The sequence below is a fragment of the Nonomuraea sp. K271 genome, assembly GCF_009908215.1.
GTDB classification, from domain to species: Bacteria; Actinomycetota; Actinomycetes; order Streptosporangiales; family Streptosporangiaceae; genus Nonomuraea; species Nonomuraea longispora.
On record NZ_JAAAHR010000047.1, the window covers coordinates 29,093 to 52,584 of the forward strand.

26 protein-coding genes are annotated in these 23,492 nt (G+C 69.1%); 12 read left to right on the forward strand and 14 right to left on the reverse strand.

Annotated features, from left to right (window positions below; genetic code table 11):
• Positions 1–54: 54 nt before the first annotated feature.
• Positions 55–891 (forward strand): IclR family transcriptional regulator, encoded by an 837-nt coding sequence (locus GUY59_RS18390; RefSeq protein ID WP_201761026.1) that lies wholly within the window; start codon positions 55–57, stop codon positions 889–891.
• 2 nt (positions 892–893) lie between these two features.
• Here the strand turns inward: GUY59_RS18390 and GUY59_RS18395 are convergent, their stop codons facing one another.
• Together GUY59_RS18395 and GUY59_RS18400 are read right to left on the reverse strand one after the other, a co-directional pair.
• Entirely contained in the window at positions 894–1,994 is a 1,101-nt protein-coding gene (locus GUY59_RS18395; protein ID WP_138201067.1) for a zinc-binding dehydrogenase, read from the reverse strand.
• On the reverse strand, positions 1,991–2,995 hold the full coding sequence (locus GUY59_RS18400) for a hypothetical protein (RefSeq protein WP_138201068.1): 1,005 nt from the start codon (positions 2,993–2,995) through the stop codon (positions 1,991–1,993). Before GUY59_RS18400 ends, GUY59_RS18395 begins: the two co-directional genes overlap by 4 nt.
• 198 nt (positions 2,996–3,193) lie before the next feature.
• Here GUY59_RS18400 and GUY59_RS18405 point away from each other — a divergent pair, with 198 nt between their 5' ends.
• The 3 genes from GUY59_RS18405 (at position 3,194) to GUY59_RS18415 (ending at position 7,466) form a co-directional block, all read left to right on the forward strand.
• The gene (locus GUY59_RS18405) at positions 3,194–4,513 is read left to right on the forward strand and encodes an MFS transporter (protein ID WP_201761027.1); all 1,320 of its coding nucleotides are present in this window, start codon (positions 3,194–3,196) and stop codon (positions 4,511–4,513) included.
• Between the two features lie 167 nt (positions 4,514–4,680).
• Complete coding sequence (locus tag GUY59_RS18410) at positions 4,681–6,294, forward strand: class I adenylate-forming enzyme family protein (protein WP_161714598.1); 1,614 nt, start codon at positions 4,681–4,683, stop codon at positions 6,292–6,294.
• Entirely contained in the window at positions 6,291–7,466 is a 1,176-nt protein-coding gene (locus GUY59_RS18415) for an acyl-CoA dehydrogenase family protein (RefSeq protein WP_138201070.1), read from the forward strand. The genes GUY59_RS18410 and GUY59_RS18415 overlap by 4 nt, the downstream gene beginning before the upstream one ends.
• 108 nt (positions 7,467–7,574) lie before the next feature.
• Here the strand turns inward: GUY59_RS18415 and GUY59_RS18420 are convergent, their stop codons facing one another.
• The 8 genes from GUY59_RS18420 to GUY59_RS18455 all read right to left on the reverse strand — a co-directional run bounded on the left by GUY59_RS18420 (position 7,575) and on the right by GUY59_RS18455 (position 14,382).
• A complete protein-coding gene (locus GUY59_RS18420) occupies positions 7,575–8,426 on the reverse strand; it encodes an SDR family NAD(P)-dependent oxidoreductase (RefSeq protein WP_138201071.1) in 852 nt (283 codons plus the stop codon).
• Between the two features lie 42 nt (positions 8,427–8,468).
• Positions 8,469–9,383, reverse strand: coding sequence for an RNA polymerase sigma factor SigJ (sigJ, locus tag GUY59_RS18425; protein WP_138201072.1), 915 nt, complete (start codon positions 9,381–9,383; stop codon positions 8,469–8,471).
• 32 nt (positions 9,384–9,415) lie between these two features.
• On the reverse strand, positions 9,416–9,889 hold the full coding sequence (locus tag GUY59_RS18430) for a carboxymuconolactone decarboxylase family protein (RefSeq protein ID WP_138201073.1): 474 nt from the start codon (positions 9,887–9,889) through the stop codon (positions 9,416–9,418).
• A gap of 198 nt (positions 9,890–10,087) precedes the next feature.
• A complete protein-coding gene (locus GUY59_RS18435; protein WP_138201074.1) occupies positions 10,088–10,996 on the reverse strand; it encodes a hypothetical protein in 909 nt (302 codons plus the stop codon).
• A 272-nt stretch (positions 10,997–11,268) separates the two neighbouring features.
• Complete coding sequence (locus tag GUY59_RS18440) at positions 11,269–11,823, reverse strand: hypothetical protein (protein WP_138201075.1); 555 nt, start codon at positions 11,821–11,823, stop codon at positions 11,269–11,271.
• An 85-nt stretch (positions 11,824–11,908) separates the two neighbouring features.
• Positions 11,909–12,499, reverse strand: a complete 591-nt coding sequence (locus tag GUY59_RS18445) for a hypothetical protein (protein ID WP_138201076.1) — start codon at positions 12,497–12,499, stop codon at positions 11,909–11,911.
• A 171-nt stretch (positions 12,500–12,670) separates the two neighbouring features.
• Entirely contained in the window at positions 12,671–13,213 is a 543-nt protein-coding gene (locus tag GUY59_RS18450; RefSeq protein WP_201761028.1) for a hypothetical protein, read from the reverse strand.
• The gene (locus GUY59_RS18455; RefSeq protein ID WP_138201077.1) at positions 13,210–14,382 is read right to left on the reverse strand and encodes a trans-sulfuration enzyme family protein; all 1,173 of its coding nucleotides are present in this window, start codon (positions 14,380–14,382) and stop codon (positions 13,210–13,212) included. The genes GUY59_RS18450 and GUY59_RS18455 overlap by 4 nt, the downstream gene beginning before the upstream one ends.
• 59 nt (positions 14,383–14,441) lie before the next feature.
• Here GUY59_RS18455 and GUY59_RS18460 point away from each other — a divergent pair, with 59 nt between their 5' ends.
• A complete protein-coding gene (locus GUY59_RS18460; protein ID WP_138201078.1) occupies positions 14,442–14,969 on the forward strand; it encodes an Lrp/AsnC family transcriptional regulator in 528 nt (175 codons plus the stop codon).
• A gap of 236 nt (positions 14,970–15,205) precedes the next feature.
• Here the strand turns inward: GUY59_RS18460 and GUY59_RS18465 are convergent, their stop codons facing one another.
• Positions 15,206–15,364 carry a hypothetical protein gene (locus GUY59_RS18465; protein ID WP_161714599.1) on the reverse strand — a complete coding sequence of 53 codons (159 nt, stop codon included), beginning with the start codon at positions 15,362–15,364 and terminating at the stop codon, positions 15,206–15,208.
• 16 nt (positions 15,365–15,380) lie between these two features.
• Complete coding sequence (locus tag GUY59_RS18470; RefSeq protein ID WP_138201079.1) at positions 15,381–15,725, reverse strand: winged helix-turn-helix transcriptional regulator; 345 nt, start codon at positions 15,723–15,725, stop codon at positions 15,381–15,383.
• Between the two features lie 143 nt (positions 15,726–15,868).
• On the opposite strand from GUY59_RS18470, the gene GUY59_RS18475 reads away from it, so the two are divergent.
• Positions 15,869–16,780, forward strand: a complete 912-nt coding sequence (locus GUY59_RS18475; RefSeq protein ID WP_138201080.1) for an NAD(P)-dependent oxidoreductase — start codon at positions 15,869–15,871, stop codon at positions 16,778–16,780.
• A complete protein-coding gene (locus GUY59_RS18480; RefSeq protein WP_138201081.1) occupies positions 16,777–17,670 on the forward strand; it encodes an NAD(P)-dependent oxidoreductase in 894 nt (297 codons plus the stop codon). Before GUY59_RS18475 ends, GUY59_RS18480 begins: the two co-directional genes overlap by 4 nt.
• A gap of 153 nt (positions 17,671–17,823) precedes the next feature.
• On the opposite strand, the gene GUY59_RS50755 is transcribed toward GUY59_RS18480, so the two are convergent.
• On the reverse strand, positions 17,824–18,882 hold the full coding sequence (locus GUY59_RS50755) for a cytochrome P450 (protein ID WP_161714600.1): 1,059 nt from the start codon (positions 18,880–18,882) through the stop codon (positions 17,824–17,826).
• Between the two features lie 13 nt (positions 18,883–18,895).
• On the opposite strand from GUY59_RS50755, the gene GUY59_RS18490 reads away from it, so the two are divergent.
• Positions 18,896–19,558 carry a TetR/AcrR family transcriptional regulator gene (locus GUY59_RS18490; protein WP_138201083.1) on the forward strand — a complete coding sequence of 221 codons (663 nt, stop codon included), beginning with the start codon at positions 18,896–18,898 and terminating at the stop codon, positions 19,556–19,558.
• A 365-nt stretch (positions 19,559–19,923) separates the two neighbouring features.
• On the opposite strand, the gene GUY59_RS48780 is transcribed toward GUY59_RS18490, so the two are convergent.
• A complete protein-coding gene (locus GUY59_RS48780) occupies positions 19,924–20,076 on the reverse strand; it encodes a hypothetical protein (protein WP_236667268.1) in 153 nt (50 codons plus the stop codon).
• Here GUY59_RS48780 and GUY59_RS18495 point away from each other — a divergent pair.
• The 4 genes from GUY59_RS18495 (at position 20,017) to GUY59_RS18510 (ending at position 23,316) form a co-directional block, all read left to right on the forward strand.
• Entirely contained in the window at positions 20,017–20,928 is a 912-nt protein-coding gene (locus GUY59_RS18495; protein WP_236667267.1) for a VOC family protein, read from the forward strand. The two genes, GUY59_RS48780 and GUY59_RS18495, sit on opposite strands and share 60 nt — an antisense overlap.
• A 46-nt stretch (positions 20,929–20,974) precedes the next feature.
• On the forward strand, positions 20,975–21,589 hold the full coding sequence (locus tag GUY59_RS18500) for a TetR/AcrR family transcriptional regulator (protein ID WP_138201085.1): 615 nt from the start codon (positions 20,975–20,977) through the stop codon (positions 21,587–21,589).
• A gap of 69 nt (positions 21,590–21,658) precedes the next feature.
• Complete coding sequence (locus GUY59_RS18505; RefSeq protein WP_138201086.1) at positions 21,659–22,111, forward strand: GbsR/MarR family transcriptional regulator; 453 nt, start codon at positions 21,659–21,661, stop codon at positions 22,109–22,111.
• Positions 22,108–23,316, forward strand: a complete 1,209-nt coding sequence (locus tag GUY59_RS18510) for a glycosyltransferase (protein WP_138201087.1) — start codon at positions 22,108–22,110, stop codon at positions 23,314–23,316. The genes GUY59_RS18505 and GUY59_RS18510 overlap by 4 nt, the downstream gene beginning before the upstream one ends.
• Positions 23,317–23,492 lie beyond the last annotated feature (176 nt).

The window sequence follows — 23,492 nt, forward strand, 5'->3', positions numbered from 1 at the left end:
GTGGCACGGAGCCGACGCCTGCGATAGTTGCGCATTTCTCCGAAATATCAGACGATGTCTGTCATGGTAAACGACCAGCCGACACAGGTGCGACCGACCTCCGCGAACGGCGGACGGATGACGGCGCCGGCGCTGCGTCGAGGGCTCGACATCCTCGAGCTTTTCCTCGACTCCTCCGAAGGCCTGCGGGTGCCCGAGATCACCGCCCGCCTCGGGCTGCCCCGGGCGAGCGTCCACGAGCTTGTCGGCGCACTGGTCGACCGCGGCTACCTGAAGGCGAACAGCGACGACCATCCGAGCAGCTACAGCCTCGGGGTGAAGGTGCTCCAGCTCGGCGGCGCCTACGAGCAGGCCCTCGACATGGCCGCGCTCGGCCGCAAGATCGCCAAGTCGGTCGCCGCGGAAAGCGGGGAGACCGTCCAGGTGGCCGTGCGCGACGGCCGGCTCGCGGTGTACGTCGTCCGCGTCGACAGCCGGCATGCCGTCCGCCTGGTCTCGTCCGTGGGCAGCCGGCTGGCCGCGCACTGCACCGCGGGCGGCAAGATGCTGCTCTCCGCGCTCGACGACGACGAGCTCGACGCCCTCTACCCGGACGACGACTCGGTGGAGCCGATGACGCAGCGAAGCATCGACTCCAAGGCCCGGCTCCTCTCCGGGCTGGCCGAGATCCGTCGGCGCGGCTGGTCCGAGGAGTTCTGCGAGTCCAACGACGACGCGGCGTGCGTCGCGGCTCCGGTCTTCGACGCGCACGGCACCTGTGTCGCGGCCATGAGCATCACTGTGCCGACCATCCGATGGAACGAGGCCACGCGCGAGCGGAACCTCGACCTGGTGCGCGAGGGTGCCAGGGCGCTCTCGCGCGAGCTGGGTGCGAGCGGCAAGCACGTCTGAACTCACGCGCCGGGCACGATGACCGAGCGTCCGGTCGCGCCTGCCGTCAGCGCCGAATAGGCCTCGTTGACCTCGTCGAGGGCGAACCGGCGTCCGACGAGCCTGTCCAGCGGCAGCAAGCCGCGCTGGTGGAGGTCCAGGATCTGGGGGATCTGGACGACGGGGTTCGACGAGCCGTAGAGACTGCCCACCACGCGGCGCTCCTGCTGCACCAGAGCGTTCACCGGGACCGTGAACCCCGCTCCGACGCGGCCCAGGCCGACGGCCACCAGGGTGCCCGCCGTGCTCAGGCTGGCGAACGCCTGCTCCATCGTGGCCGGCGCACCGACGGCGTCGACGGCCCAGCGCGCACCGCCGGGAGCGACCTCGTCGAGGACGGCGGTGAGGTCGTCGGTGGTCGCGTCGACCGTGTGTGTCGCGCCGAGCTCGCGAGCGAGCCGAAGCCGGGCGTCCACGGTGTCGACCACGACGATCGGAGCGGCGCCGACCAGGGTCAGACCCATGACCGTGCTCAGCCCGACGCCGCCGGCGCCGATCACCACGACCGGCTCGGCCGTGGCCGTGGACATCACATTGAGGACGGCGCCGACGCCGGTCACGACCGCGCACCCCACGATCGCCGCGACCTCGGCGGAGACGTCCTTGGGGATGACGACGACGGACCGGTCGGAGACCACGCAGCGCTCGGCGAAGCAGGAGACGCCCATGAGGTGGTGGACGGTTTCGCCACCGGCGCTCAGCCGGGTGGTGCCGTCGGGCAGGCCTCCGGTGGTGCCCTGAACGCGGCCGAGCACACACAGGGCGGGGCGGCCGCTGGTGCAGAACTCGCATTCGCCGCAGCGCGGTCGCCAGGTCATCACCACCCGGTCACCCGGGGCGACGCGGGTGACTCCCGGACCGACGCCCTCGACGATGCCGACACCTTCGTGGCCGAGGACAGCGGGCAACCGTCCCTGGAGATCGCCGGTCATGTAGTGCAGGTCGCTGTGGCACACGCCCGCAGCTTCCACACGGACCTGCACCTCCCGGCGCTGCGGCACAGCCAGGTCAATGTCCTCGACCGTCAGTGGTGAGCCCGGCTCGCGGAGGACGGCTGCTCTCATCGGTTGCTCCCTGCACGATGGGTCGTCCGGACCGTGGAGATGTCCGGTGCTGCGAAACGCGGCAGTGCGGGTTGGTCGCGTGCACCGAGCGGCGCCATCGGGGGTATGCCGGGCGTGCGCGCGAGCTGGTCGAGTCCGAGCCGCGCCCGGCGTACTCGCTCCCGGGCGGACGCGAGAGTGACCTTGTCCAGCTGGGCTCCGGCCGGGTAGATGTCCGGCGCGTTGCGCAGCCCGAACTTCAGGTAGACCGGGGCCGCGACCCGCACGATGTCGCCGATCTCGCCGTACCGGACGAAGCCGCCGATGTTGTCCGGTGTCTCGACGTAGAAGTCGATCGTGGCGTCGCTCGCACCGCGCATCTCGGCCAACTGAGCCAGCGAGAGATCCGAAGAAACGTTGATCGTGTCGGCACCGAGGCCGGCCTGCACGGCGAAGGAGACCGGGTTGGCAGGCGCGGACATCACCGACACCTTGAGCTGCGTCCGGGCCGGCAGCTTCCCGGTCGCACGCAGCCGGTGAGCCGCCCACAGCACTCCCTCGTCCGCGACGAGGAACGAGGCCACGCCGAGGTCGCTGGCCCGCATGATCTCCTCGACGGCGGCTCGAAGCTGGTTGGTCCCGCGGGCGCGTGTCCCGGGGGAACCGGCAGGGCTGAGGCGCGATGCCCCGACGTCCCAGTCCGCCCCGGGCCTGGCGAACAGGCACAGCTCCACCGATCGCTCCTGGCACAGCTGCACCATGTCGACGATCTCGCGATCGCTGAGCATCGTCACGCCCGAGCCCTGCGAGATCCGGTGAACGGGTACGCCGAGCGACTCCGCCTCCTTCAAGGCGACCTCCGTCGCGGCAGGCCCCTCCACGCTGGGCAGCTCGACCCGCCACGAACCGCCGCCGGGGAACACGAGAGACGACGCGGGCGCCTCCGGCGGCAGGGCGCCGAGAAGGCCGTTCTCCACGAGTGTCCGGACCGCGGGCGAGCCGGCGACCGTCCCGTCGGCCATGAACCCTCCTGTTCAAAATCTCAGACAATGTCTGGCTGGCTAAACAGCTACCCCACCCGGGCGGACGGTGTCAAGGCAAGGTAAGGCGCCAGGTCGAGGGGTTGACCGATCCCGAGGTCGTGTGTCAACGTGCTCCAAATATCGGAGGCCGTCTAAAATGTCAGATGGACCGGGACGGCTCGCACGAACGGAGAACCGATGCACCCGGAGCAGCAGGTGCCGGTCGAGCCTTCCGCGAACATGGCGCGGCCCAGCCGGCGGATGACGGCGGGCCTCGGCGGCGGCGTCGCGCTGGAGTGGTACGACTGGAACATATACGGCCTGATGGCCTCCTTCCTCGCGCCCCATTTCTTCCCGTCGGAGGATCCGACCACCGCCGTACTGGCCTCGCTGGCCGTCTTCGGGGCCGGCTTCTTCGCACGGCCGATCGGGGCGGCGCTGCTCGGGCCGGTCGCCGATCTGATCAGCCACAAGCGGGTGATGCTGATCTCGGTCGCGGCGATGTCGGCCGCCTCACTGATTGTGGCCGTGCTGCCCACCTACGAAACGCTGGGCGCCGGTGCCGGCGTGGCGCTCCTGGTGCTGCGCCTGGTCCAGGGGCTGGTCACCGGAGCCGAGGCCGGCGTGGCCAACGCCATTGGCGCGGAGCTCTCTCCTGCCGGTGAGGAGGGCCGCTATCTCGGACTGATCAGCGGGACGTTCATCCAGCTCGGAATCGTCAGCTCCAGCGCGATGGCGTTCGTCGTGAGCGCGATCGTCTCGCCCGACGCGATGGCGGACTGGGCCTGGCGGTTGCCGTTCGCGATCGGCGGGCTGGCCGGCATCGCGGTTCTCTACCTGCGCAGAGTGCTGCCCGAGACGCTGGTCACCCGTGCGGTCAACCGCAGCCACGACAGCGCCGAGCCGCGCGGCGCGACCTCGCTGTGGAAGACGCTGTGGCGGGCCCGGCTCGCGCTGGTGGCGGTCGTGGTCGTCATCGGGTCCGTCCAGATCGCCAACTATGCCTGGATCACCGGGCTCCCCAACCTGGCGAACTCCACCTATGCCGAGAACAGCACGTGGGTCTTCGCGCTGACCACGGTCATGGGAATCGTCTGGATCGTGTCCGGGCCGATCATCGGTGGCCTGGCGGACCGAGCCGGCACCGCCCGTGTGTTCACCACGATGCGACTGGCGTTGGTGCCGACGTTCTTCTTCATGCTGCTCTACCGCGAGCAGAACCTCGCGATGTTCGCACTGGTCATGGTGATCGGCGGTGTGGTGGTCGGCTTCAACATGTGCCTCTACAACTACGTCGCCGTCACGCTGATGCCGCGCGAGATCCGCACCACCGGCGTGGCGCTCGGTTATGCGCTCGGAGTCTCGATCTTCGGCGGCACCTCGTCGTACTTGCTGGTCTGGCTGCGCTCCAACGGCAACTTCTGGCAGTTCGCGGCGTACGGAGCGATCGTGGCGCTCGCCAGTGTCGTCCTCTACCACCTCGCCCGTTCCCGCGGGCACGTCCACGTCGGGCGCTGACCGACCCGAGGAGGTCGCATGAGCACCACCGCCGTCGCCGCACCCACCACAGACCTGGAGTCCCGTCTGGAGCGCGCCGCCGAGGTGCCGCGGCGTGTCGGCGGACGGGTCGTGACGCCGGAGGGGCGTTGACCACCGTGGAAGCCCGGCCGGCAAGGGAAAGCGATGTGGAGACGGCTCGTGCGCCGGTCGACGACTACGTCGCGCCCTGGACGTCGTATCGCGGGCTCCTTCTCGATCGCCGCGCCGACCGCACCACCTACCTGGTCGAGAACCCCTCGCGTGCCGGGTCGCGTACGTGGACCGGCGCCGCTTGGGCCGCGGACGTGCGGTCCGTCGCCGCCCGTCTCCGTGCCTGCGGGGTGCGCCCCGGCGACGACCTCGCGATGGTCGCGATCAACCGCCCCGAGACGCTGCTGGTCGCGTTCGCCGCCTGGTGGATCGGCGCCTGCTTCGTCCCGCTCGACCCGCGCGACGGCCGGGAGCGTCACGCGGCCTTGCTCGCCGCCTGCGAAAATCCATGGCTGGTCGCCGACGACCCGGACGGTCCGGGCCGGCTGCTCCCGACCGCCGAGGTCCTGCGGCCGGCCGAGGTTCCCGACGACGAGGGTCCGGAGCCCGGACTGGACACACCGGTGCTTCGCCTCCACACCAGCGGCACCAGCGGTACGCCGAAGCCGATCCTGCTCTCGATGCGCGGGCTGTTCGTCAACTGCGACGCCATGCGCACCGCGCTCGGCTGGACACCGGACACCAGGCTGATCAACGTCCTGCCGATCAGCCACGCCAACGGGCTGGTCATCTGCTCCTTCCTGCCCTGGTTCGCGGGAGGCTCGACGGTGCTGATGGACCGCTTCCGCAGCGACCGCTTCTGGCCGACCGTCGCGAGATCGAGAGCCAACGCCTGCAGCCTCGTGCCGACAGTGCTGGAGTACCTGCTCGCTGATCCGTCGATGCCCGAGCCCGGTCACGGGCTGGGCCACGTGATCTCGGGCAGCGGCCCCCTGCGCCCGGAGTCCGCGAAGCAGTTCGAGCAGCGCTTCGGCATTCCCGTACGGCAGCTCTACGGCCTGTCCGAGACCACATCGGTGCTGACGATGACGCCCCCACAGCCCGTCGGTGCGCTGACCGGCCGGATGCGCGGCTCGATCGGCACGCCCGTGCGGCATGCCGAGGTCCGCATCGTCGGCCCCGAGGGTCGAGAGTGCGCGGACGAGGAGCGCGGCGAGATCGTGGCGCGCGGCAGCATGCTCATGCTCGGCTACGCCCGCGATCCGAAGGCCACCGCCGCAGCGTACGCCCGAGGCTGGTTCCACACCGGTGACCGCGGTTACCGCACCACCGGACCCGACGGACGGCCCTGGTTCTTCCTCGAGGGGCGGCTCGGCGACTCGATCTCCCGCGGCGGCTCCACCGTGCTCCCCCAGGTCGTCGACGACGTGCTGGCCGCTCATCCCTCCGTTACCAGGGCGGCCACGTTCGGCTTCGCCAACCGTTGGTACGGCGAGGAGGTGGCGGCGTTCGTGATCGTCCACGCGCCGGTGACCGAGGACGAGCTCCGGGCCTGGTGCGTCGAGCGGCTCGGTTTCGACGCCAGCCCGAAGGTCGTGATCTTCGGCGAGGAGCTGCCGACGACGTCGGTCGGCAAGATCCAGCGGTCCTCGCTCGCGAAACGGATGGCGCCGGAGCTCGCCCCGCTCTGGGACCACCAGTTCCGCTCCCGCGACCGGACGAAGCCCGGCCGCCACGTGACTTATGAGAACCCAGGGGGGAAGACATGACCGACCGAACCATCGTGCCGGCCCCGGCGACGCTCGAGGCGGTCGAGGAGTTCGTCGAGACCACGGTCCGGGAGCGTGGCGCCCGGATGGACGCGACGGGAGAGTTCGACAAGGACCTGCTCGACCAGGCGGCCGTCCTCGGCCTGGTCCGGCTGATCTTCGACGACGACCTCCGTCTCGACCTTTCCCGGATGCCGCTGGCCCACGAGGTGAGCGAGCGGCTCACGGCAGCGTGCGCGCCGCTGGCGATGGAGGTCGGCGTGATGCGTCTGGTCTCCTACCTGCTGGCGCGCTTCGCACCGGCTCCGGTCCGGGACCACTGGCTGCCGTTGACCGTGGCCGGCAAGGCCTACGGGTCCTTCGCCCTCTCCGAGCCCGGGGCCGGCACCGACCTGCGCGGCATGACGACCGTGGCCCGCCGCGACGGTGACCACTACGTCCTCGATGGGGGCAAGTGCTGGGTCGGCTTCGCTCCGGTGGCGGACTACGCGATCGTGCTGTGCAAGGCCGAGACCGACGCCCGGTTCGCCAAGACCCTTGCCCTGGTCGTCGATATGGCCTCCGAGGGCGCCTCCGGAGAGTGGGGCCCGCGGCTGTCGGGCTACCGCGGCCTGCCGAACGGGATCCTCACCTTCGACGGCGTGCGTGTGCCCGCCGGCCACGCCCTCGAAGTGGAGGGCTTCGCCGGGATGATGGACGGCCTCAACATGGCGCGGATCGACGCGGCCGCCTACGCCTGCGGCCTGCTCCGCGCCGCCCTCGAGGAGAGCGTCGCGCGGGCCGCACACCGCGAGGCGTTCGGCGGCAAGATCGGCGACCTCCCCAGCATCCAGATCAAGCTGGGCCGGATGCGGGCCGCCTACCAGGCCGCACGTGAGCTCACGCTCCGAGCGGCCGAGAGCTACATGGCGAAGCCGGGCGGCGACCAGGATTTGATCTCGGTGGCCAAGATGACGGCCAGCGACTTCGCCCGCGACCATACCGACCAGGCCATGCAGATCTTCGGTGCCTCCGGAATGGTGATCGGCAGCCGTGTTGAGCGCCTCCACCGTGACGCCAAGGCGACCCAGATCTTCGACGGCACCAGCGAGATCCACGAGACCATGGTCGGCCGCCGCCTCGTACGTGCCTACGCACGCACCAACGGCGGCGACTTCATGGCCGGCTGGTAAGGGCTCAAGAAATCCGTCCCTTGGTGCGGTGTGATCGCGCTGGACACTGGCCTGGCCGCCGCCTCGGTCGTCAACCGCCGGTCGTCGCCCCAGGTGTTCTCACGAGCCTTACGGGTTCGGGGTGTAGGTTTCGGCGATGGCGGCGATCCGGTCGGCGGCGGCTGTTGAGGCCTCGGCGTCATGTCCGAGGTCGATGCCGCCGGCCAGCCAGCCGCCATCGATGGTGAGCACGCTGCCGGTGATGAACGACGCGTTCTCACTGGCCAGGAACGCGACCACGTTGGCGACCTCTTCGCTGCGCCCCGGTCGACCCAGCGGAAACCGGCCGGCGACGTCGAGTTCCTCGCCCATTTTCCGGGTGAGGTCGTTGCTGGCGATGTACCCCGGGCAGACTGCGTTGACCCGGATCCCGATCGGTCCCAGCTCGAGCGCCGCGGACTTGACCAGACCGTGCACACCGTGCTTGGACGCGGCGTACGCCGCCGACATCCGAACTCCGGTGAGCCCGGCGGCCGACGAGGTGACCACGACCGAGCCACCACCCACTTCGCGCATCGCCCGGCCCGCCGCCTGCAGACCCAGCATCACACCACGCAGGTTCACCGCCATCGTGCGGTCCCACTCCTCCAGCGGGTAATCCAGCAGACCGGCCCAGTGCCCCGTGGCAGCGTTGAGATGCGCGATGTGCACGGCGCCGTAACGGGCGACCGTCTCGCGCACCATCGCATCGTTGTCCTGCGGAGATGCCACGTCGACCCGCAACCCGAACGCCTCGCCGCCGGCCGCCACGATCTCCGCGGCCGTCCGCTCGACCTTGTCGAGGGTACGGCCGGCGCAGCACACCCGCGCGCCCAGGGCCGCCAGTGTCACCGCGGTAGCCGCGCCGATGCCGGACCCCGCCCCGGTCACGACCGCGACCCTCCCGGCCAGCGAAAACCTTCCATGCTCCGTCACAGTCATCAATTGCTCCCTTTTCTACATCTCCCCTGGTGACAGGGCACGTCAGCCCGTCGTCCAGGGCCGGAGTTTGTCGGGATTCAGCACCGACCAGACGCGCCTGATCCGGTCGCCCACGACATCGAAGGCCAGCACCACCACGGTGACGCCGTCCTGCTGGGCCACCAGACCGGGCTGACCGTTGACCGTACGCTCCATGATCGTCAGGCCGGGTGCCAGACCGGCGACGGTGACGAAGGCGCGCGCGATCCGCTCGCCGCCTTCCAACGGGCGGAGCATGGCGCTGACCAGGCCGCCGCCGTCGGCAGTCCCCGTGGCCTCAGGGTCGAGCAGGCCGATGAGAGCGTCGATGTCCTTGGCTTCCCACGCCCTCTTGAAGTCCCTGACGATCCCGGCCTGCCGCCCCGTCGGAGCAGCGGGCGCCTGGGACGCGCGAATGCGGCGGCGGGCCAGCCACGCCAGCTGACGGCACGCCGCCGGTGTACGGCCGACGATCTCGGCCACCTCGGCGAAGGAATAACGGAAGACGTCGTGCAGGACGAACGCGACACGCTCGGCCGGGGCCATCGCGTCGAGCACGACGAGGAAGGCCATGTTGACCGACTCGTCGAGAGTGACCCGGTCGGCCGGGTCGGCCGCGCCGCCGCCCGGCCGCCCGTCGCTCCACTCCGTACGATCGGGCAGCGGCTCCGGGATCCACTCGCCCACATAGCGCTCGCGCCGAACCCGCGCCGAGCCGAGCAGGTCGAGACAGATGCGGCTGGCAACCGTGGTGAGCCAGGCGCCAGGCGAGTCGATGGCCTCCCGCTGCTGCCGGGTCATGGCGTACCAGCGGGCGTAGGTCTCCTGGACGACATCCTCGGCATCGGCCAGAGAGCCGAGCATCCGGTAGGCCAGATTGATCAGCTGACGCCGCTCGCTCATGATCGCGCTCAGCCCTGGATCGGACGGGATGCTCATGACGTCGCCGGGTCCCTTGGTCGCAACCGCCGCTATCCGTGCCGGCCGGGCCGGTAGGCGCCGGCCGGCTGCTGGGTGATGATGTTCAGCCGGTTGACGGTGTTCATGATGGCGATGAGGGACACCAGGGCGGCGAGCTGGTCCTCGTCGTAGTGCTTGGCGGCGTCCGCCCAGGCCTCGTCGGTAACGCCGCCGGCCGCGTCGGCGACGCGGGTGCCCTGCTCGGCCAGCTTCAGGGCGGCCCGTTCGGCGTCGGTGAAGACCGTCGCCTCCCGCCACGCCGCGACCAGGTTGAGGCGCACCGAGGTCTCCCCGCGGTGCGCGGCCTCCTTGGTGTGCATGTCGACGCACACGCTGCAGCCGTTGATCTGACTGACGCGCAGCGCCACCAGCTCCTGCGTCGCGGCGGGCAGGGCTGAATCGTTCACGACCTTGCCCGCGGACAGAATGTGCTTGAGGAGCTTCGCCGCGATCGGGCTGCCGAGGAAGTCGAGACGGGAGTCCATGCTGTTCTCCTTGCCGGGTTGGCTGTTACACCCCCACCGACGAAACAGCCCGGCGAGATGTCACAACCAGCCGCATGTGACCTGCGTCTCCCACCCATGCCACTACGGGCCCGGCCGCCGGCGCTCCTGCATGGTCCTGCTCACGTTCGGTCCTGATCAACCGGGGGTCCCGCCGCACCCGGCCGAGGTGGCCAACGGTCAGGAGAACCAGTTGGCGCCGAGTTCCCGGATCGTGTTGCTGTCCTTGGGCACCAGCAGCGCTTCGCTCAGCACGTTGTTGATGGCTTTCTTGTCGTCATTGAGCAGGGCGAACAGGAAGAACGAACCCCCATCGGCCGTACGGAAGCCGAAGATCGATCCGGTGCCGGCGAACCCGACATACGCCCCCTTGCTGACCGCGGGGAACGCCTTGCGGCTGTAGCTGTTCGCGGCCAGGCGGTAGCCGGAGTCGCCCTCCTTCTTTCTCTCACCGTTCCAGAAGTTCTCGTACTCCTCGGCCACGGCGCCCGCCATGGAGTCGTCCATGTCGGTGACGTGACCGTCGGCGTCGAGCAGCGGCTCGGGCATCCGCTCACCCCAGTGGATCGGAGTAGCGACGGCCAGCCTGAAAGGCTGCCCGGGAGAGCGGAAGAACGCGAGCACGTGCGGGCGGGCACGGCCCTTGGCGTCCTGGTAGGTCGCCTGCGCGATGAACCAGTCCCCGCTCGACGGCTGCCGCTCCGGCCTAGGCACGAAGACCGTCGGGGTGCTGATCGGGTTGATCGGCTTGTGCCTCGTCTTCCGCTCGGAGCCCCACTGGCTGCGTTCGAGCACGCCCTCGTGCAGCGCTCCCTCGATGAACAGCGCGTCGAGCCGGGCGTTCGACCGCCACCACTCGTGCTTCTTGAGTGTCGCGTTGTACCTGCCCACCCACTTCTGCATGGCCTGTCTGGCCTCAGGGATGGTCAACGCCGCCTTGGCCGGGATGGGGGTGGCGCTCGTGGGAACCACGGTGCCCGACGAGGGAGCCGGGGACGTGGCCTGCGTGGACACATCGGAGGGGCTGGCGGCCACACCGCAGCCGGACAGGCTGACAACGAGAGCACCGCTCAGCAGCATTCTGCGCACCGGCATCACCCCCTGGACCGAGCGCGGACTTCCGACGAACGGAGCACCGAACCGCGAACCAGCCCCCGGGCAACCGTCTGCGCGCCCAGTCGCTGCTGCGGCGGATGTCGGCAGGAGGTTCACACCATTCAGGTCGAACAGCGACAGCGGGCTGTCGGCGTGGGACGGGGTGAACGTCCGCGTCACCCGGCTGGACGGCGACTTATTTGCTCGCATAAGCAAACCGTAGCTTACTTAAGCAAATCAACGTCGCGGCTATCCTGCTTCGGGTTTCACAGGACGGTACGTGTCCCGCCGGAGCGTCGGTGGCCGCCGCTGCCCTGACCCATGTCCGTTGACGTATCAGGAAGCGCCGTGTCCTGAGGTCCAACGGTCGCGTGACGGCGCGGAGTCTTGCGGAAGTAGGCGTTGGCCTGTGGCAGGAACATCAGCGCCATCGCGGTGAGCACGGCGAGGACGTGCACTACCCGGCTGCCGCCGAACAGGAGATCCAAGCCGTCAAGCGGCCCCAGCGGTGTGCCTGCCAGCAGGTCCTTGATGGGCTCGATCACCATGGACAGCAGCCCGAACACGCCCAGCATGACAGCGATGGCCATCCGGGCCCAGTTCCGACCGGCACGTAACCGCAGCGTCAGGAAGATCGCGAGAGCGAAGACCGCCAGTCTGAGTCCGACGCCGGAAATCAGCGCTCCCGCGGTCGCCGTACCGTCGGCCAGCATGCCGCCGACAGCCAGCACGGTCTCGAAGGCGCCCGCGGCGACGGCCGTCAACCAGGCGATTGCCGCGAAACGCACAACGGGCGGAGGTGAAGAGGTAAGCGTGGTCATGGGAACCAGTTTCCGGCACGCCGCACTCAAGATCATTGTTGTCCGCCCCCGAATCCGCGGTAGGGGCAGCACCACCAGGCCGCACTCACAAGCGGGCGTCGAAGCGCCGGCGAAGCGGCTCGTAGTCGTGTCCGGGAAAGATGTCCGGAAGGACGGTGAGGTAGTGCTCCAGACCCGCGACGCCGCTGTACGCCACCTCGCGCCGCAGGTTGACGTCGGTGGAAAGGTACTGCCGCCCATGGGCGCCCATGGTGAGCAGTGCCGCTTCGAGGTAGCCGGCATAGTCGACGTCCAACTGTTCGAGCCGGTGGTCACCGGCGTCGTAGTACCAGATCGGCGTGTCCGTCCCGAGGGACAGCGGGCGCGCGTCGGGTACGGAGATCGCGGCGACCGACCCCGTCCCGGCATGCGGCTCGTAGTCGATGGTGTAGAGATCGGCCAGTTGGGCGTACTTCTCGGATGACAGTGTCCAGTCGTCGGGAAACCACCCGTTCACCGCCCATTCGGTGATGTTCTGGAGGCAGAGCTCGCCGCCACGCGTGCTGTCGGCGGTCAGCCGCCACACCACGTGCAACTGCTTGGACGTGAAGTACAGGCGGCGGAAGGCGTCGTCCAGGTGAAGGCCGGAGGTCTCGGCCAACTTCGCGAACACGACGTCGGCCGTGGAGTCCTTCATCGTGCTCCTTGATCTCCTCGCGGCAGCAACCGTATCCCCCGCCACGGTCACCTGTTCACCTTCCGCGAGAACGACCTCGACGACGAAGGCCGGGACTTCGACGACCATGTCCGTATCGAAGTCCCGGCCGGAAGGGCCTGGTGAGGCCGTCCGTCGCCTGAGGCGCGGTGATCAGCTCGGGCGGCGGGTGAGGATCATCTCTTCATCCAAGACCCAGGTCGCCCCCTTGTCGTGGGACGTCTCGCCAAGCCATCGGGCCGACGAGGGGGTGATCTCGGTGAAGCGCCAGCGCAGCCACGGCTCGTCCTCGTCGCTGAGCAGGACGATGTCTCCGTCGACCGGTCGCCCGATGAAGCGGCGAACGCGGGCGTTGATCGGCTCGATCCAGGTGGAGCGCCACGCGTCCAGATCCGGATCGTAGAAACGCACCGTAGTGCCCTGGAAGGCCCTGATGTTCGGTGCTGCCACCTCGTTGCGGCCAGGCATGATCCAGGTGTCCTGTACGGCCCGGCCGCCGAGGACCCAGCCGAAGTGGAGCTCGCCCTTGGCTCGGGCGGTGCCTCCGTCGAGCGCGGTGCCCGACCATTCGATGTCCCACGATCCTACAAACTGGCCGAAAAGCATGAGCTTGTCGGCATGAGCACCAGATGGTGCTGACACATGCAGAGCTTCGATGAGTCCCCGCTCGGCGGAGAGGTCCGCGTCGTATGTCATGGGTGTGCCTCCTCATAGGCTTGGGCAAGACTGCGGTCGAGATCGCGCCAGAGATCGTCCACGTCCTCCAGCCCGACCGACAAGCGCAGCAGTCGGTCGCTGATTCCGCTGCGCCGCCTGTCATCCTCGGCGACGATGCGGTGTGTGAGCGAATAGGGATGCTGGATGAGGGTGTCGACCCCGCCGAGGCTGACCGCAGGTGTGATCAGTTCGGCGCCACCGACGACGACATGCGGGTCCACGGCGGCTTCGAAGGACACGAGGCAACCACCGCTCTCCATCTGCCCGGAGGGGCGATCGGGGTCGAGGGAGGGGTAGAACACCTGCGTCACGGCCGGATGGGCCGCGAGCCGCTGTGCCAGGTCCGCGGCGGTCGCCGCGGCCCTGCGCACTCTCACGGGCAGCGTCGCCAGCCCGCGCAGGAGCATGTACCCCGCGAAAGGATGCAGGATCGCGCCGGTGACGATCCGGATCTGCCGGATCGCCCGGGCGAATTCCTCACCGCAGGTGACGACCCCGCCCATCACGTCGCCGTGACCGCCGAGGAACTTCGTGGCGCTGTGGAGGACGACGGCGGCTCCGTGCTCGACCGGGCGCTGGAGGACGGGAGTGGCGAACGTGTTGTCCACCAGCAGCGGCACGCCCGCAGCGGCTTCGGCGAGCCGGGCGATGTCGTGTTCGGCCAGTGTGGGATTGGCCGGGGTCTCGGCGATCACCAGTCCGGTGTCGGGCCGGATCGCGTTCGGCAAGTCCTCGGCGGTGGTCCAAGTAACGGTCGTGCCCAGCAGTCCGGAGCTGAGCAGGTGATCGCTCGTGCCGTAGAGGGGCCGGATCGCCACGATGTGCCGGCGCCCCTGAGCCACGCTCGCGAGCAGGCACGCCGTCAGGGCGGCCATTCCGCTGCTGAAGGCCACCGCGGCGGCGCATACTTCCAGATCGGCGACAGCGCGCTCGAAGCGAGCCACTGTCGTGTTGCCGACCCTGCCGTAGATAGGACGCCCCTCTGGTAGCTCGCCGGCGGCGAAAGCGTCCAGCCGCGCTGCCTCCGAGCCGGTGTCGTACGCGGGATAGGCAGTCGAGAAGTCCAGCGGCGCCGCATGCAGGCCGAGGGCTGCGAGATCTTCTCTCCCGCTGTGCACCGCGCGGGTGTCGAGGGTCTGGCGAGTCATGTGTGCATGATTGAACCTTCGTCGGCCATCGGCAAGAGAGCCTGAACTATATTTTCCACATGGGCCAGAACACTATTTTGGATTCGATTGATCTTGAGATTCTGCGAATCCTGCAGAACGACGCACGGATCACGAACAGGCAGCTGGCGCAAGCGGTCGGCATCGCCGCTTCCACGTGTCTCGGCCGCGTCAGCCGGTTACGCTCCACCGGAGTGATCGAGCGTTACACCTTGCGCGTGAACTCAGCGGCTCTCGGCAGGCCTCTGGAAGCGTTGCTGGCGGTTCGGCTGCAGCCGCACCGCCAGCCGCACGTGGACGCCTTCGTCGAACACGTGCTCGCCCAGCCGGAGACCCGCACGCTCTACCACCTCACGGGACCCGACGACTACATCATCCACGTGACCGCTGTCGACGCGGCCGACCTGCAGCGTTTCGTCCTCAACGAGCTGACGTCACGGCTCGAGGTGGCGTTGGTGCACACCCATCTGATCTTCCGCCAGTGGCATGGCAAGCCCGCGCTGCCGCCTGGTGCCGAGACCGGCACATCCGGGGCCGGCCAGAGCGCGATACGCGGAACGCGTCGATGACGCATGCATGAGAGGGACCCCGGCCAGTCAGTGGCAGGCGCCGAGGTCCTCCTGGGAACGCGCTCTTGTGCGGAGGACCCGGAAGAGGAGGGCCTGATCTTTGCGGGGATGGCCTCCATGCGATCTCCGACGCATCGGCACTCCGCGACGTTCCCATGATGCCCTGCTCCGGCCGCATGGTCTCTTGCGGGCGATCATTCGGGCCGGGTGGTTGTTCTTGCCTGGACTGCGTGCCGTCAGCCGAGAAAGTTCCGGCTCACCGCCCGGGAGGGGTCACGGTGCACGACGGTCTTGTGATCGGCGAAGCTGCTGGCGAGCTCGTGCCGCTCCCGGAGGGCACGGACCTCGTCGGACTCGGTGACGTCTATGTAGTCCAGCGCATCGCCTCGCCTCAACCGGCTCCCGGTTCGGTCAGCGAAGCTGTTCCCACGGAATGTCCTCGATGCGTTCGAGGTGTTCCTCGCCCCATTCGCCGAGCGGCCCGAGCGCGGTGTTCAGCGACCGGCCGAACTCGGTGAGGGAGTACTCCACCTTCGGCGGCACCTGGCGGTAGACCTCGCGGTGCAAAAGCCCGGTGGCCTCCATCTCGCGTAGTTGCTGGATGAGCACCCGCTCGCTGATGCCCGGCACGGCCCGCCTCAGCTCTCCGAACCGCAGCGCCTCGGTCTGCAACTCGAACAGGATCAGCCCTTTCCACTTGCCACCCATGACGGCGATGGCCGCGTCGAGCCCGCAGGTGAAGGTCCGCTTCTTCATCGACCACGCTCCCTCATACTTACAGAAAGGTCAGTATGTGTGAAAATTGTTAGTACTTGAGAAAATAGCAGTAAAGGCTCCAGCATGGAACGGCCGCCCGCTTGGGCGGCGTTTCCCCTTTCACCTCCTGACTGGAGTTCAACATGACCGGAAACGACCCCAGGATGCCGGTGAGCGTCCTCGGGCTCGGCTCGATGGGTGCGGCGCTGGCCGGCGCGTTCCTCGCTGCAGGGCACCCGACGACCGTGTGGAACAGAACCGCCACGAGGGCCGTGCCTTTGGTGGAGAAGGGCGCGATCGGCGCGGAGACGATCGAGGGTGCCGTGGCGGCGAGTCCGCTGGTCGTCACATGCCTGACCTCCTTCGACGACACGCGCGAGGCACTACGGCCGGCCATTCCCGCGCTGGCCGGCCGCGCCCTGGTCACGCTGAACAGCGGTTCCCCGGCCGACGCCCGCACGACGGCCGCCTGGGCGATCCGCCAGGGCGCCCGTTTCCTCGGCGGGGCGGTCAAGAACGTCCCCTCGGCCGTGGGCGCACCCGACACCCTGCTGTACTACAGCGGCGACAGGACCGTCTTCGACGACCACCGGCCGGTGCTGGCGGCATTGGGCGGTGACACCGTCTATCTCGGAGAGGAAGCGGATCTCGCCGCCTTCTACGAGATGGCAGTCGGCGGCACGCTGCTACCGGCGCTCGTTGGCTTCTTCCAGGGTGCGGCCGCCGTCCAGGGGCGTGGGCTGGAGGCGGGCACGCTGGTGCGCTTCAGCGTCAAGTGGCTGGAGATGATCGCCTCCCTCCTGCCGATGTACGCCCGGGAGATCGACTCCGGCGACTACAGCCGGCCGATGTCCTCGGTCAACCTCTTCCTCGCCGGCGCCGAGTGGGACGCGGAATTCGCCAGAGAGGCGAACGTCGACATGTCCTGGCTGAATCCCCTGCAGGATCTCGTACGCCGTGCCGCCGAGGCGGGCCACGGTGACCACAGCATCTCGTCCCTGGTCGAAATGCTCAGGCGACCGGTCGTCCAGAGCGCGGGAGGCTCACATCCATGACCGACACATCCATGTCCGTGACCGTGATCGGCCTCGGTCCCATGGGGCGGGCGATGGCCGGCGCCTACCTGGACCGCGGGTACGAGGTGACCGTGTGGAACCGTACGCCGGCCAGGGCTGACACTCTGATCGCCCGTGGCGCTCACCGCGCGACCTCAGTGGCTGAGGCCCTGACGGCCAACACCCTGGTGGTGGTCAGCCTGACGGGCTACGACGCCGTACACGCCGTCCTGGGGCAGGCGCCATCGGCTGCCCTGACCGGCCGTACGGTGGTCAACCTCACGTCCGATACCCAGGACCAGGTCCGACGGGCGGCGACCTGGCTGGCCGAACTCGGCGCCGTACAGGTGACGGGCGGCGTGCTGACGCCGCCGCCCGGCATCGGGACACCGGGGGCCATGAGTTACTACAGCGGTCCGAAGGAGGCGATCGAGACTCATCGTCGCGCCTTGGAGGTGCTGACCGGGATCGACTATCTGGGCGAGGACCCGGGCCTGGCCGCCCTGTTCTACCAGATAGGCATCGACATGTTCTGGACCGGCCTGCTGGCCTACCTGCACGGCCAGGCGCTCGCCGAGGCCAACGGCATCTCGGCGCAAGAGTTCCTCCCCCGCGCCCTGAACGCCATGGATCTGCGGTACTTCTTGGAGTTCTACGCCCCGCGCATCGACGCCGGCAACCATGCGGGCGAGGTGGACACGCTCACCATGGGCGCGGCGAGCCTGGAACACGTCGTTCGCACCGCGCAGGCGTCAGGGGTGGACGTCTCGCTGCCGACCGCTGCCCTGGATCTCTTCCGCCGCGGCATCGCCGCCGGCCACGGCGGAAACAGCCTCACCAGCCTGCTCGGCATCCTGCGGAAGGGAGTCGGCCAGGGCGTCGACAAGTGAGCCCCCCATAGCCGCCGCAAGTAGCCGGGAAACCCGCCACGCGGTTGCGTTGGGACACGGGCCCTGCGTCGCTCATGTTGAACGACGCAGGGAGCAGGACTCTGCTCGGGTTGCGAGGCACCGCCGTGCTACGCCTGTGACACGTTCGCCGCGTCACGTATCAGCGGAGTGCCAGGTGACCGGCAGCTCGTACAGTCCGAAGGCGCCGTCGTTCTTGAGCGGTAGGTCCTCGACCGGGACGGCCAGGCGCAGGGTGGGGATGCGTTCGAAAAGCGTGCTGAACACCACCTCCAGCTCCATGCGAGCCAGGTTCTGACCGAGGCACTGGTGCACGCCGTGGCCGAAGGCGATGTGGTGGCGTCCGTCGCGCCGGGGGTCGAGCACATCCGGGCCAGAGAACGCCACCGGGTCGGCGTTGGCTGCGGCCAGCAGGGGCATGACGCCGTCGCCCGCGTGGATGAGGGTACCGCCGATCTCGATGTCCCTGGTTGCGACCCGGGCCGGCCCGAGGTCAGCGATGCTGAACACCCGCAGCATCTCCTCGATCGTCGGCGGCAGCAGCTCCGGATCGGCCTGGACGGCGGTGAGGAGCGCGCGGTCCTGCAGCAGGGCCAAGGTGCCCAGCGCGATCATGTTGGCGGTGGTCTCGTGCCCGGCTTGGAGGAGCAGGGTGCACATCTTGAGCACGGTCTGCCGGGTCAGTTGCCCGGCTGGTTCCATGTGGGTGCTGATCAGTCGGCCCATGAGGTCGTCGGTGGGCTCGCGCTGCTTTGTACCGATCAGTTCGTTCATGTAGCCGAACAGTTCCAGCGTCGCGGTGCTGAACTGCTCGGGGGTGGTCGAACGGCCCAGCATGGTACGGGTGCGCGATTCGAAGAAGGCGTGGTCGGCGTACGGGACGCCGAGGAGGCGGGAGATCACCAGCGACGGCACAGGCAGCGCGAAGGCCTCGACCAGATCGACCGGCGGCGTCGCGCGCAACAGGCCGTCGATGAGGGCGTTGACGGTGGCCTGAACGCCGGGGCGTAGGGCCTTCATCCTCTTGACGGTGAATTCCTGGATCAGGGTGCGCCGCTCGAGGGTGTGCTGGGGCGGGTCCTTGCGGACGAAGGGCGGGTCGTCGAAAAGTTGCCGCAGCTCGGGCTGCATTGCGGGGAAGCCTGGACGGCGGGCGTCGGAGCTGAAGTCGGTGTCGGACAAGATCGCGCGCACGTCGTCGTAGCGGGTGACCAGCCACGACAGCGCTCCTCGGCTGCGCGCCGACGCCCGTCGCAATCGTGAACAGGTCATCACCGCTGCTCGCCAGGTCTTCGTCGAACAAGGTGCGGACGCATCGCTGGAGGAAGTTGCGCGGCGCGCCGGTGTCGGCATTGCGACCCTGTACCGGCGCTTTCCTGACCGCGGCGCCCTGATCCGCGCCGTCGTGCTGGACAACATGGAGCTCGTCACCGAGGAGTTCGAGCGCGCCAATGCGCTCGAACCGGACGCATGGAGCGCGATCGTCCGGCTCCTGCGCTTCATAGTGCGTCACCACATCGGCGCCCTGGTCCTGCTCCTGCTCCCGGGGCTGCACGCGGATCAGGCCACGAGACAGCAGGTGGCGGCAGCGAGGCAGCGGATACTCGGGCGGCTTCGCCCACTGGTACGCGCCGCCCAGCGCGAGGGCGGGCTCCGCACCGACATCACCGTCACCGACCTGGCCCTCGGACTGGTCAAGCTGGCTCGCCCGGTGCCCATGCTTTCCGCCGAGCGCAACAGCTCGGCGACCGAACGCCAGCTTGAGCTGTTCATCGACGCCCTACGGGCTTCCTCCGTCGAAGGCAGCGGCCTGCCCGGGCGACCGCCGGCCCGGGCCGAACTCGACGGCGGCCTCGGACTGCCACTGTGACGCCGCTCGTCGACCTGGCCATCCGACGCTGAGAGAACTGTCCCCGAGTACCGCATCTGCTGCTCGTGCAGGGCCGTGATCAGCTGCGGCCCGCCGCGGGGCATGGGGCAACGGGTGCGAATTTTCCTTTCCGCCTCGGGGGCGCTCATGCAGTTCGCCGTCGCTCGGACGGACACCATACCGTTGCAGTGATTGATAGTGTACTATCAAAAGATAGTACACTATCAGCATCTATCTCGGGAGACGTCGGCGGTGGGCGTTGGCCGCCTTCGTCACGAGGCCTGGGCGATCTGCGGTGGATCGTCCAGGCGGCGCGGTGCTGGGAACGGTCTGCTCCGCCTCGCAGGGCGTACCGGAAGAGCTTCTCAGTCGAGCAGCACGTCACTACACAACGGAGGTAGTCCGCCATGGGCGATGACATCAACGGCCTGCACCACGTCGGCCACCTCGTTCACGACATGGGCCTGGCGATGGAGCGGTATCGGCAGCTCGGCTTCACCGTGCCCGCGCCTGCCCATCCCGTCCTTCCGTCCGTCGCGGGAGGCCCGGCCGAACCGTTCGGAGTGGCCAACACCCACGTGTACTTCCCCGGCAATTTCGTCGAACTGGTGGCCGTCATAGACGACCCCGGCCGCATGCCGGCAGGGGCCCGGCCGATCCCGCTACAGGTACCCGACGACAAACTGCCGGGGTTGCGGGCTGCCATCCGTGCGACCGCCGCCAACATCACGTCCTTCCTTCAGCGCTTCCAAGGCGTGCACATCATGATCGCCGACACCCCCGACATCGATGGCGTTGCCGCGCGGCTGAAGGCCGACGGCGTCGGTCACGGTGGCGTGCATGACATCCAACGACCTGTCGAGACCAGCGCGGGTGTCAGGATGGAGCCCGCCCGCTATCTGGAGATCTCGGATCCCGATCTCTCATCGGGACGCGTCCCGGAAGGCAGGATCGGGTTCGCCGAGAACGCACCGATCGCGGCGTCCCAGGACGAGCGACACCCGGATCACCCCAACGGAGCGACCGGGCTGGTCGAATGTGTGCTGTGCGTCGACGACGCGGCGTTGCCCGAGTGGGAGCGCCGCTACGACACCTACTTCGGCCCGGCGCAGGGCGGCGACCTGACGCGTTTCGACCGGGCGAACGTCAGCGTCGTGGCCGCGTCGGCGCTCGACGACCTGCTGCCCGGCGAGCGGCCGGCCGCCCTTCCGGCGTTCGTCGCCTACGCGGTGTCGGTGCGCGACCTCGCCGCCGCCGAAAGGCTCCTGCTCGACAACGACGTTCCGATCATCCGAACCGGTCCTCAGGAGATGTTCGTGCCTGGTGACGCCGCACTGGGCGTCGCGATCATTTTCCGCCAGGACGGCTGAGGGCCTCTCGCGCGGCAGGCCCGCCGATGAGGGCTATGGTGCACAGGTGGAGCGACGTCGTTACGACTCGGTACGCCGTACGGCACAAGCGCTGGAGACGAGGGCCGAAATCGCCGAGGCCGCGCGCCGGCTCTTCGTCGGCCGCGGCTGGGCCGCCACCACCGTGCGCGATGTGGCGCGGGAGGCCGGAGTCTCCGCGCCGACGGTCTATGCCGTTTACGGCAACAAGGCCGGGCTGGCCCGGGCACTCGCCGATGCCGCTGACCTGTCGGCCGACCCGTCCCAGCAAGCGGCGGAGCTTGAGGCCGCCGGGGCGGATCCCCCACGGCAGCTCGCAGCGATGGCCGGTTTCGACCGGCGCCTGTACGAGCGCGCCGGAGACATCATCATGCTGCTGCGCGAGGCCGGACGGGCCGAGCCCGAACTGGCCACGGTCTACCGCGACAGCCGCGGCAGGGCCGACCAGACCCGCCTCGCCGTGTTCTCCTCATGGCCCGCCGGCACCTTGCGCGAAGGACTGGACGTGCCGACGGCCGTCGACACCTATGCCGCGCTGTGCAGCGTCGACGTCTACCGCACCCTCACCGACGAACGGGGCTGGTCGCCCGATCAGGTCGAAGGGTGGTGGGCCGACACTCTGGCCCGGCAACTGCTTGCTTGACCTCGGGTACCGACGGCGTTGAACTCAATTTGTTCGCATCAGTCCGAACGATCCGATAAGTTTATTCGCATGAGTGTGGATCAGTTCGTGGAGGACGCCGGGCTCTTCTACGCGCGGTTGGGACTGAGCCGGACGTCCGGGCGGGTGATGGGCTGGCTCCTGACGGCGGAGTCGGGCAGTGCGGACGCGCCCGAGCTGGCCGAGGGGCTGGCCGTGGCCAAGAGCAGCATGAGCATCGCGCTGCGCCAACTGGAGCAGGCGGGGTTGGTCGAGCGGTTTCGGGTGCGGGGCGCGCGGCGTGACCGCTACCGGCTGGCCGAGGACGTCTTCGCCCGCGCCTTCCGCGCCAAGATGGCCGAGTTCGAGGGCTTCCGGGCGCTGGCCGAGCAGGGGCTGAAGGCGGTGGGCGACGATCCAGCACGCCGGCGGCGGCTGGAGCTGATGCGGGACATGTACGCGTTCCTGATGGAGCGTTTCCCCGCGCTGCTGGACGAGTGGGACGAACGACGGGACGCGCGATGAGACCATTACTGATCACCGTGGGGAGTCGCGGGGACGTCCAGCAGTTCCTGGCGCTGGCACGCGGACTGCTGGCCGCCGGGCACCGGCCGGTGCTGGCCGCGCCCCGCCGGTTCGAGCCGCTCGCCACCAGACACGGCGTGGAGTTCGTACCGCTGTACGACGAGATGCTGGAGCTGCAGAACACCGTCAAGGGACAGGGCGTACGCGCGGCCGTCACCGCCGCGCGGTCGGTCAGGCCGATGGTGCGCCGCCTCCTGGACGACCAGGCGGCGCTCACGGCGCGATCGGCCGACGTCGTCGTCTACCATCCCAAGTCTCTCGGCGGGCCCTACGTCGCGGAGAAGCTCGGCGTTCCGGCGTTCGCCGGTCTGCTGATCCCTCTGTACGTGCCGACGTCCGCCTTTCCTTCTCCCATCTTCCCGGTGCGGCCACCGGGCCCGCTCAACCGGGCGAGCTGGCGGATCGCCGCCGCGGTCGAGGCCCCGTACCGGAGCGTGATCCGCACCTGGCGGACGGAGGCGCTCGGCCTGCGGGACGGCTTCGTGCCGATGGCCGAGCTGGTCAGGACGGGCAACGTGCTGCACGCCTGGAGCCCGCACCTGCTGCCCGCACCCGCCGACTGGCCCGACTCCGCACGCCCCATCGGGTTCTGGACGATGCCGGCGGACGACACCTGGGCCCCGCCCGAGCGGCTGGCTCGTTTCCTCGACGAGGGCGAGCCGCCCGTCTACGTGGGTTTCGGCAGCTCGACCACCGGTGACCCCGATGTGCTGACCGCCACCGTGCTGGAAGGGGTCCGGCTGGCCGGTCGCCGGGCCGTGCTGGCCACCGGTTGGGGAGCGCTGCGGCCAGGCGCGGACGCGGACGACGTTCTGGTGATGGAGGAGGCCCCGCACGACTGGCTGCTGCCACGGGTCGCCGTCGCCGTGCACCACGGCGGCGTCGGCACGGCCGCGGCGGCCCTGCGCGCGGGGGTGCCTCAGGTGGTACGCCCGTTCGTCGGCGATCAGCCGTTCTGGGCCTCCCGCCTGCACCGCCTCGGCGTCGCTCCGGAGCCGTTGCGGGGCCGTCTCACCGCCGCCCGGCTGGCCGCCGCCATCGAGAAGGCGGCGGAGCTGGCGCCGGCCGCCCGTGTGTCGGCCGGACACCTCGGCGCAGAGGACGGCGTCGCCGCCGCCGTGGCCCGGATCGCGGCTGCGTCATGAACCCCGCCGGTGCGGATGAGAACGGCCGTACGCGCCATGCTCGCCGGGCGCCGGCGTCAGGTCAGGTAGCGGAACCACAGGTACGGCGCGGTCAAAGTGATGGTCACCACGGTGACGACCAGGCCGTACTTGGTGAACTGCCAGAAACTGATCGGGGTGCCGTTGCGGGCGGCGAT

What these genes read in the sequence shown, in the direction of transcription:
- GUY59_RS18390 (WP_201761026.1), top strand. Translation starts at nt 55, where the DNA reads ATGTCTGTCATGGTAAACGACCAGCCGACACAGGTGCGACCGACCTCC.
- GUY59_RS18395 (WP_138201067.1), bottom strand. Translation starts at nt 1,994, where the DNA reads ATGAGAGCAGCCGTCCTCCGCGAGCCGGGCTCACCACTGACGGTCGAG.
- GUY59_RS18400 (WP_138201068.1), bottom strand. Translation starts at nt 2,995, where the DNA reads ATGGCCGACGGGACGGTCGCCGGCTCGCCCGCGGTCCGGACACTCGTG.
- GUY59_RS18405 (WP_201761027.1), top strand. Translation starts at nt 3,194, where the DNA reads ATGCACCCGGAGCAGCAGGTGCCGGTCGAGCCTTCCGCGAACATGGCG.
- GUY59_RS18415 (WP_138201070.1), top strand. Translation starts at nt 6,291, where the DNA reads ATGACCGACCGAACCATCGTGCCGGCCCCGGCGACGCTCGAGGCGGTC.
- GUY59_RS18420 (WP_138201071.1), bottom strand. Translation starts at nt 8,426, where the DNA reads ATGACTGTGACGGAGCATGGAAGGTTTTCGCTGGCCGGGAGGGTCGCG.
- sigJ (WP_138201072.1), bottom strand. Translation starts at nt 9,383, where the DNA reads ATGAGCATCCCGTCCGATCCAGGGCTGAGCGCGATCATGAGCGAGCGG.
- GUY59_RS18430 (WP_138201073.1), bottom strand. Translation starts at nt 9,889, where the DNA reads ATGGACTCCCGTCTCGACTTCCTCGGCAGCCCGATCGCGGCGAAGCTC.
- GUY59_RS18440 (WP_138201075.1), bottom strand. Translation starts at nt 11,823, where the DNA reads ATGACCACGCTTACCTCTTCACCTCCGCCCGTTGTGCGTTTCGCGGCA.
- GUY59_RS18445 (WP_138201076.1), bottom strand. Translation starts at nt 12,499, where the DNA reads ATGAAGGACTCCACGGCCGACGTCGTGTTCGCGAAGTTGGCCGAGACC.
- GUY59_RS18450 (WP_201761028.1), bottom strand. Translation starts at nt 13,213, where the DNA reads ATGACATACGACGCGGACCTCTCCGCCGAGCGGGGACTCATCGAAGCT.
- GUY59_RS18455 (WP_138201077.1), bottom strand. Translation starts at nt 14,382, where the DNA reads ATGACTCGCCAGACCCTCGACACCCGCGCGGTGCACAGCGGGAGAGAA.
- GUY59_RS18460 (WP_138201078.1), top strand. Translation starts at nt 14,442, where the DNA reads ATGGGCCAGAACACTATTTTGGATTCGATTGATCTTGAGATTCTGCGA.
- GUY59_RS18470 (WP_138201079.1), bottom strand. Translation starts at nt 15,725, where the DNA reads ATGAAGAAGCGGACCTTCACCTGCGGGCTCGACGCGGCCATCGCCGTC.
- GUY59_RS18475 (WP_138201080.1), top strand. Translation starts at nt 15,869, where the DNA reads ATGACCGGAAACGACCCCAGGATGCCGGTGAGCGTCCTCGGGCTCGGC.
- GUY59_RS18480 (WP_138201081.1), top strand. Translation starts at nt 16,777, where the DNA reads ATGACCGACACATCCATGTCCGTGACCGTGATCGGCCTCGGTCCCATG.
- GUY59_RS18495 (WP_236667267.1), top strand. Translation starts at nt 20,017, where the DNA reads ATGGGCCTGGCGATGGAGCGGTATCGGCAGCTCGGCTTCACCGTGCCC.
- GUY59_RS48780 (WP_236667268.1), bottom strand. Translation starts at nt 20,076, where the DNA reads ATGGGCAGGCGCGGGCACGGTGAAGCCGAGCTGCCGATACCGCTCCAT.
- GUY59_RS18505 (WP_138201086.1), top strand. Translation starts at nt 21,659, where the DNA reads ATGAGTGTGGATCAGTTCGTGGAGGACGCCGGGCTCTTCTACGCGCGG.
- GUY59_RS18510 (WP_138201087.1), top strand. Translation starts at nt 22,108, where the DNA reads ATGAGACCATTACTGATCACCGTGGGGAGTCGCGGGGACGTCCAGCAG.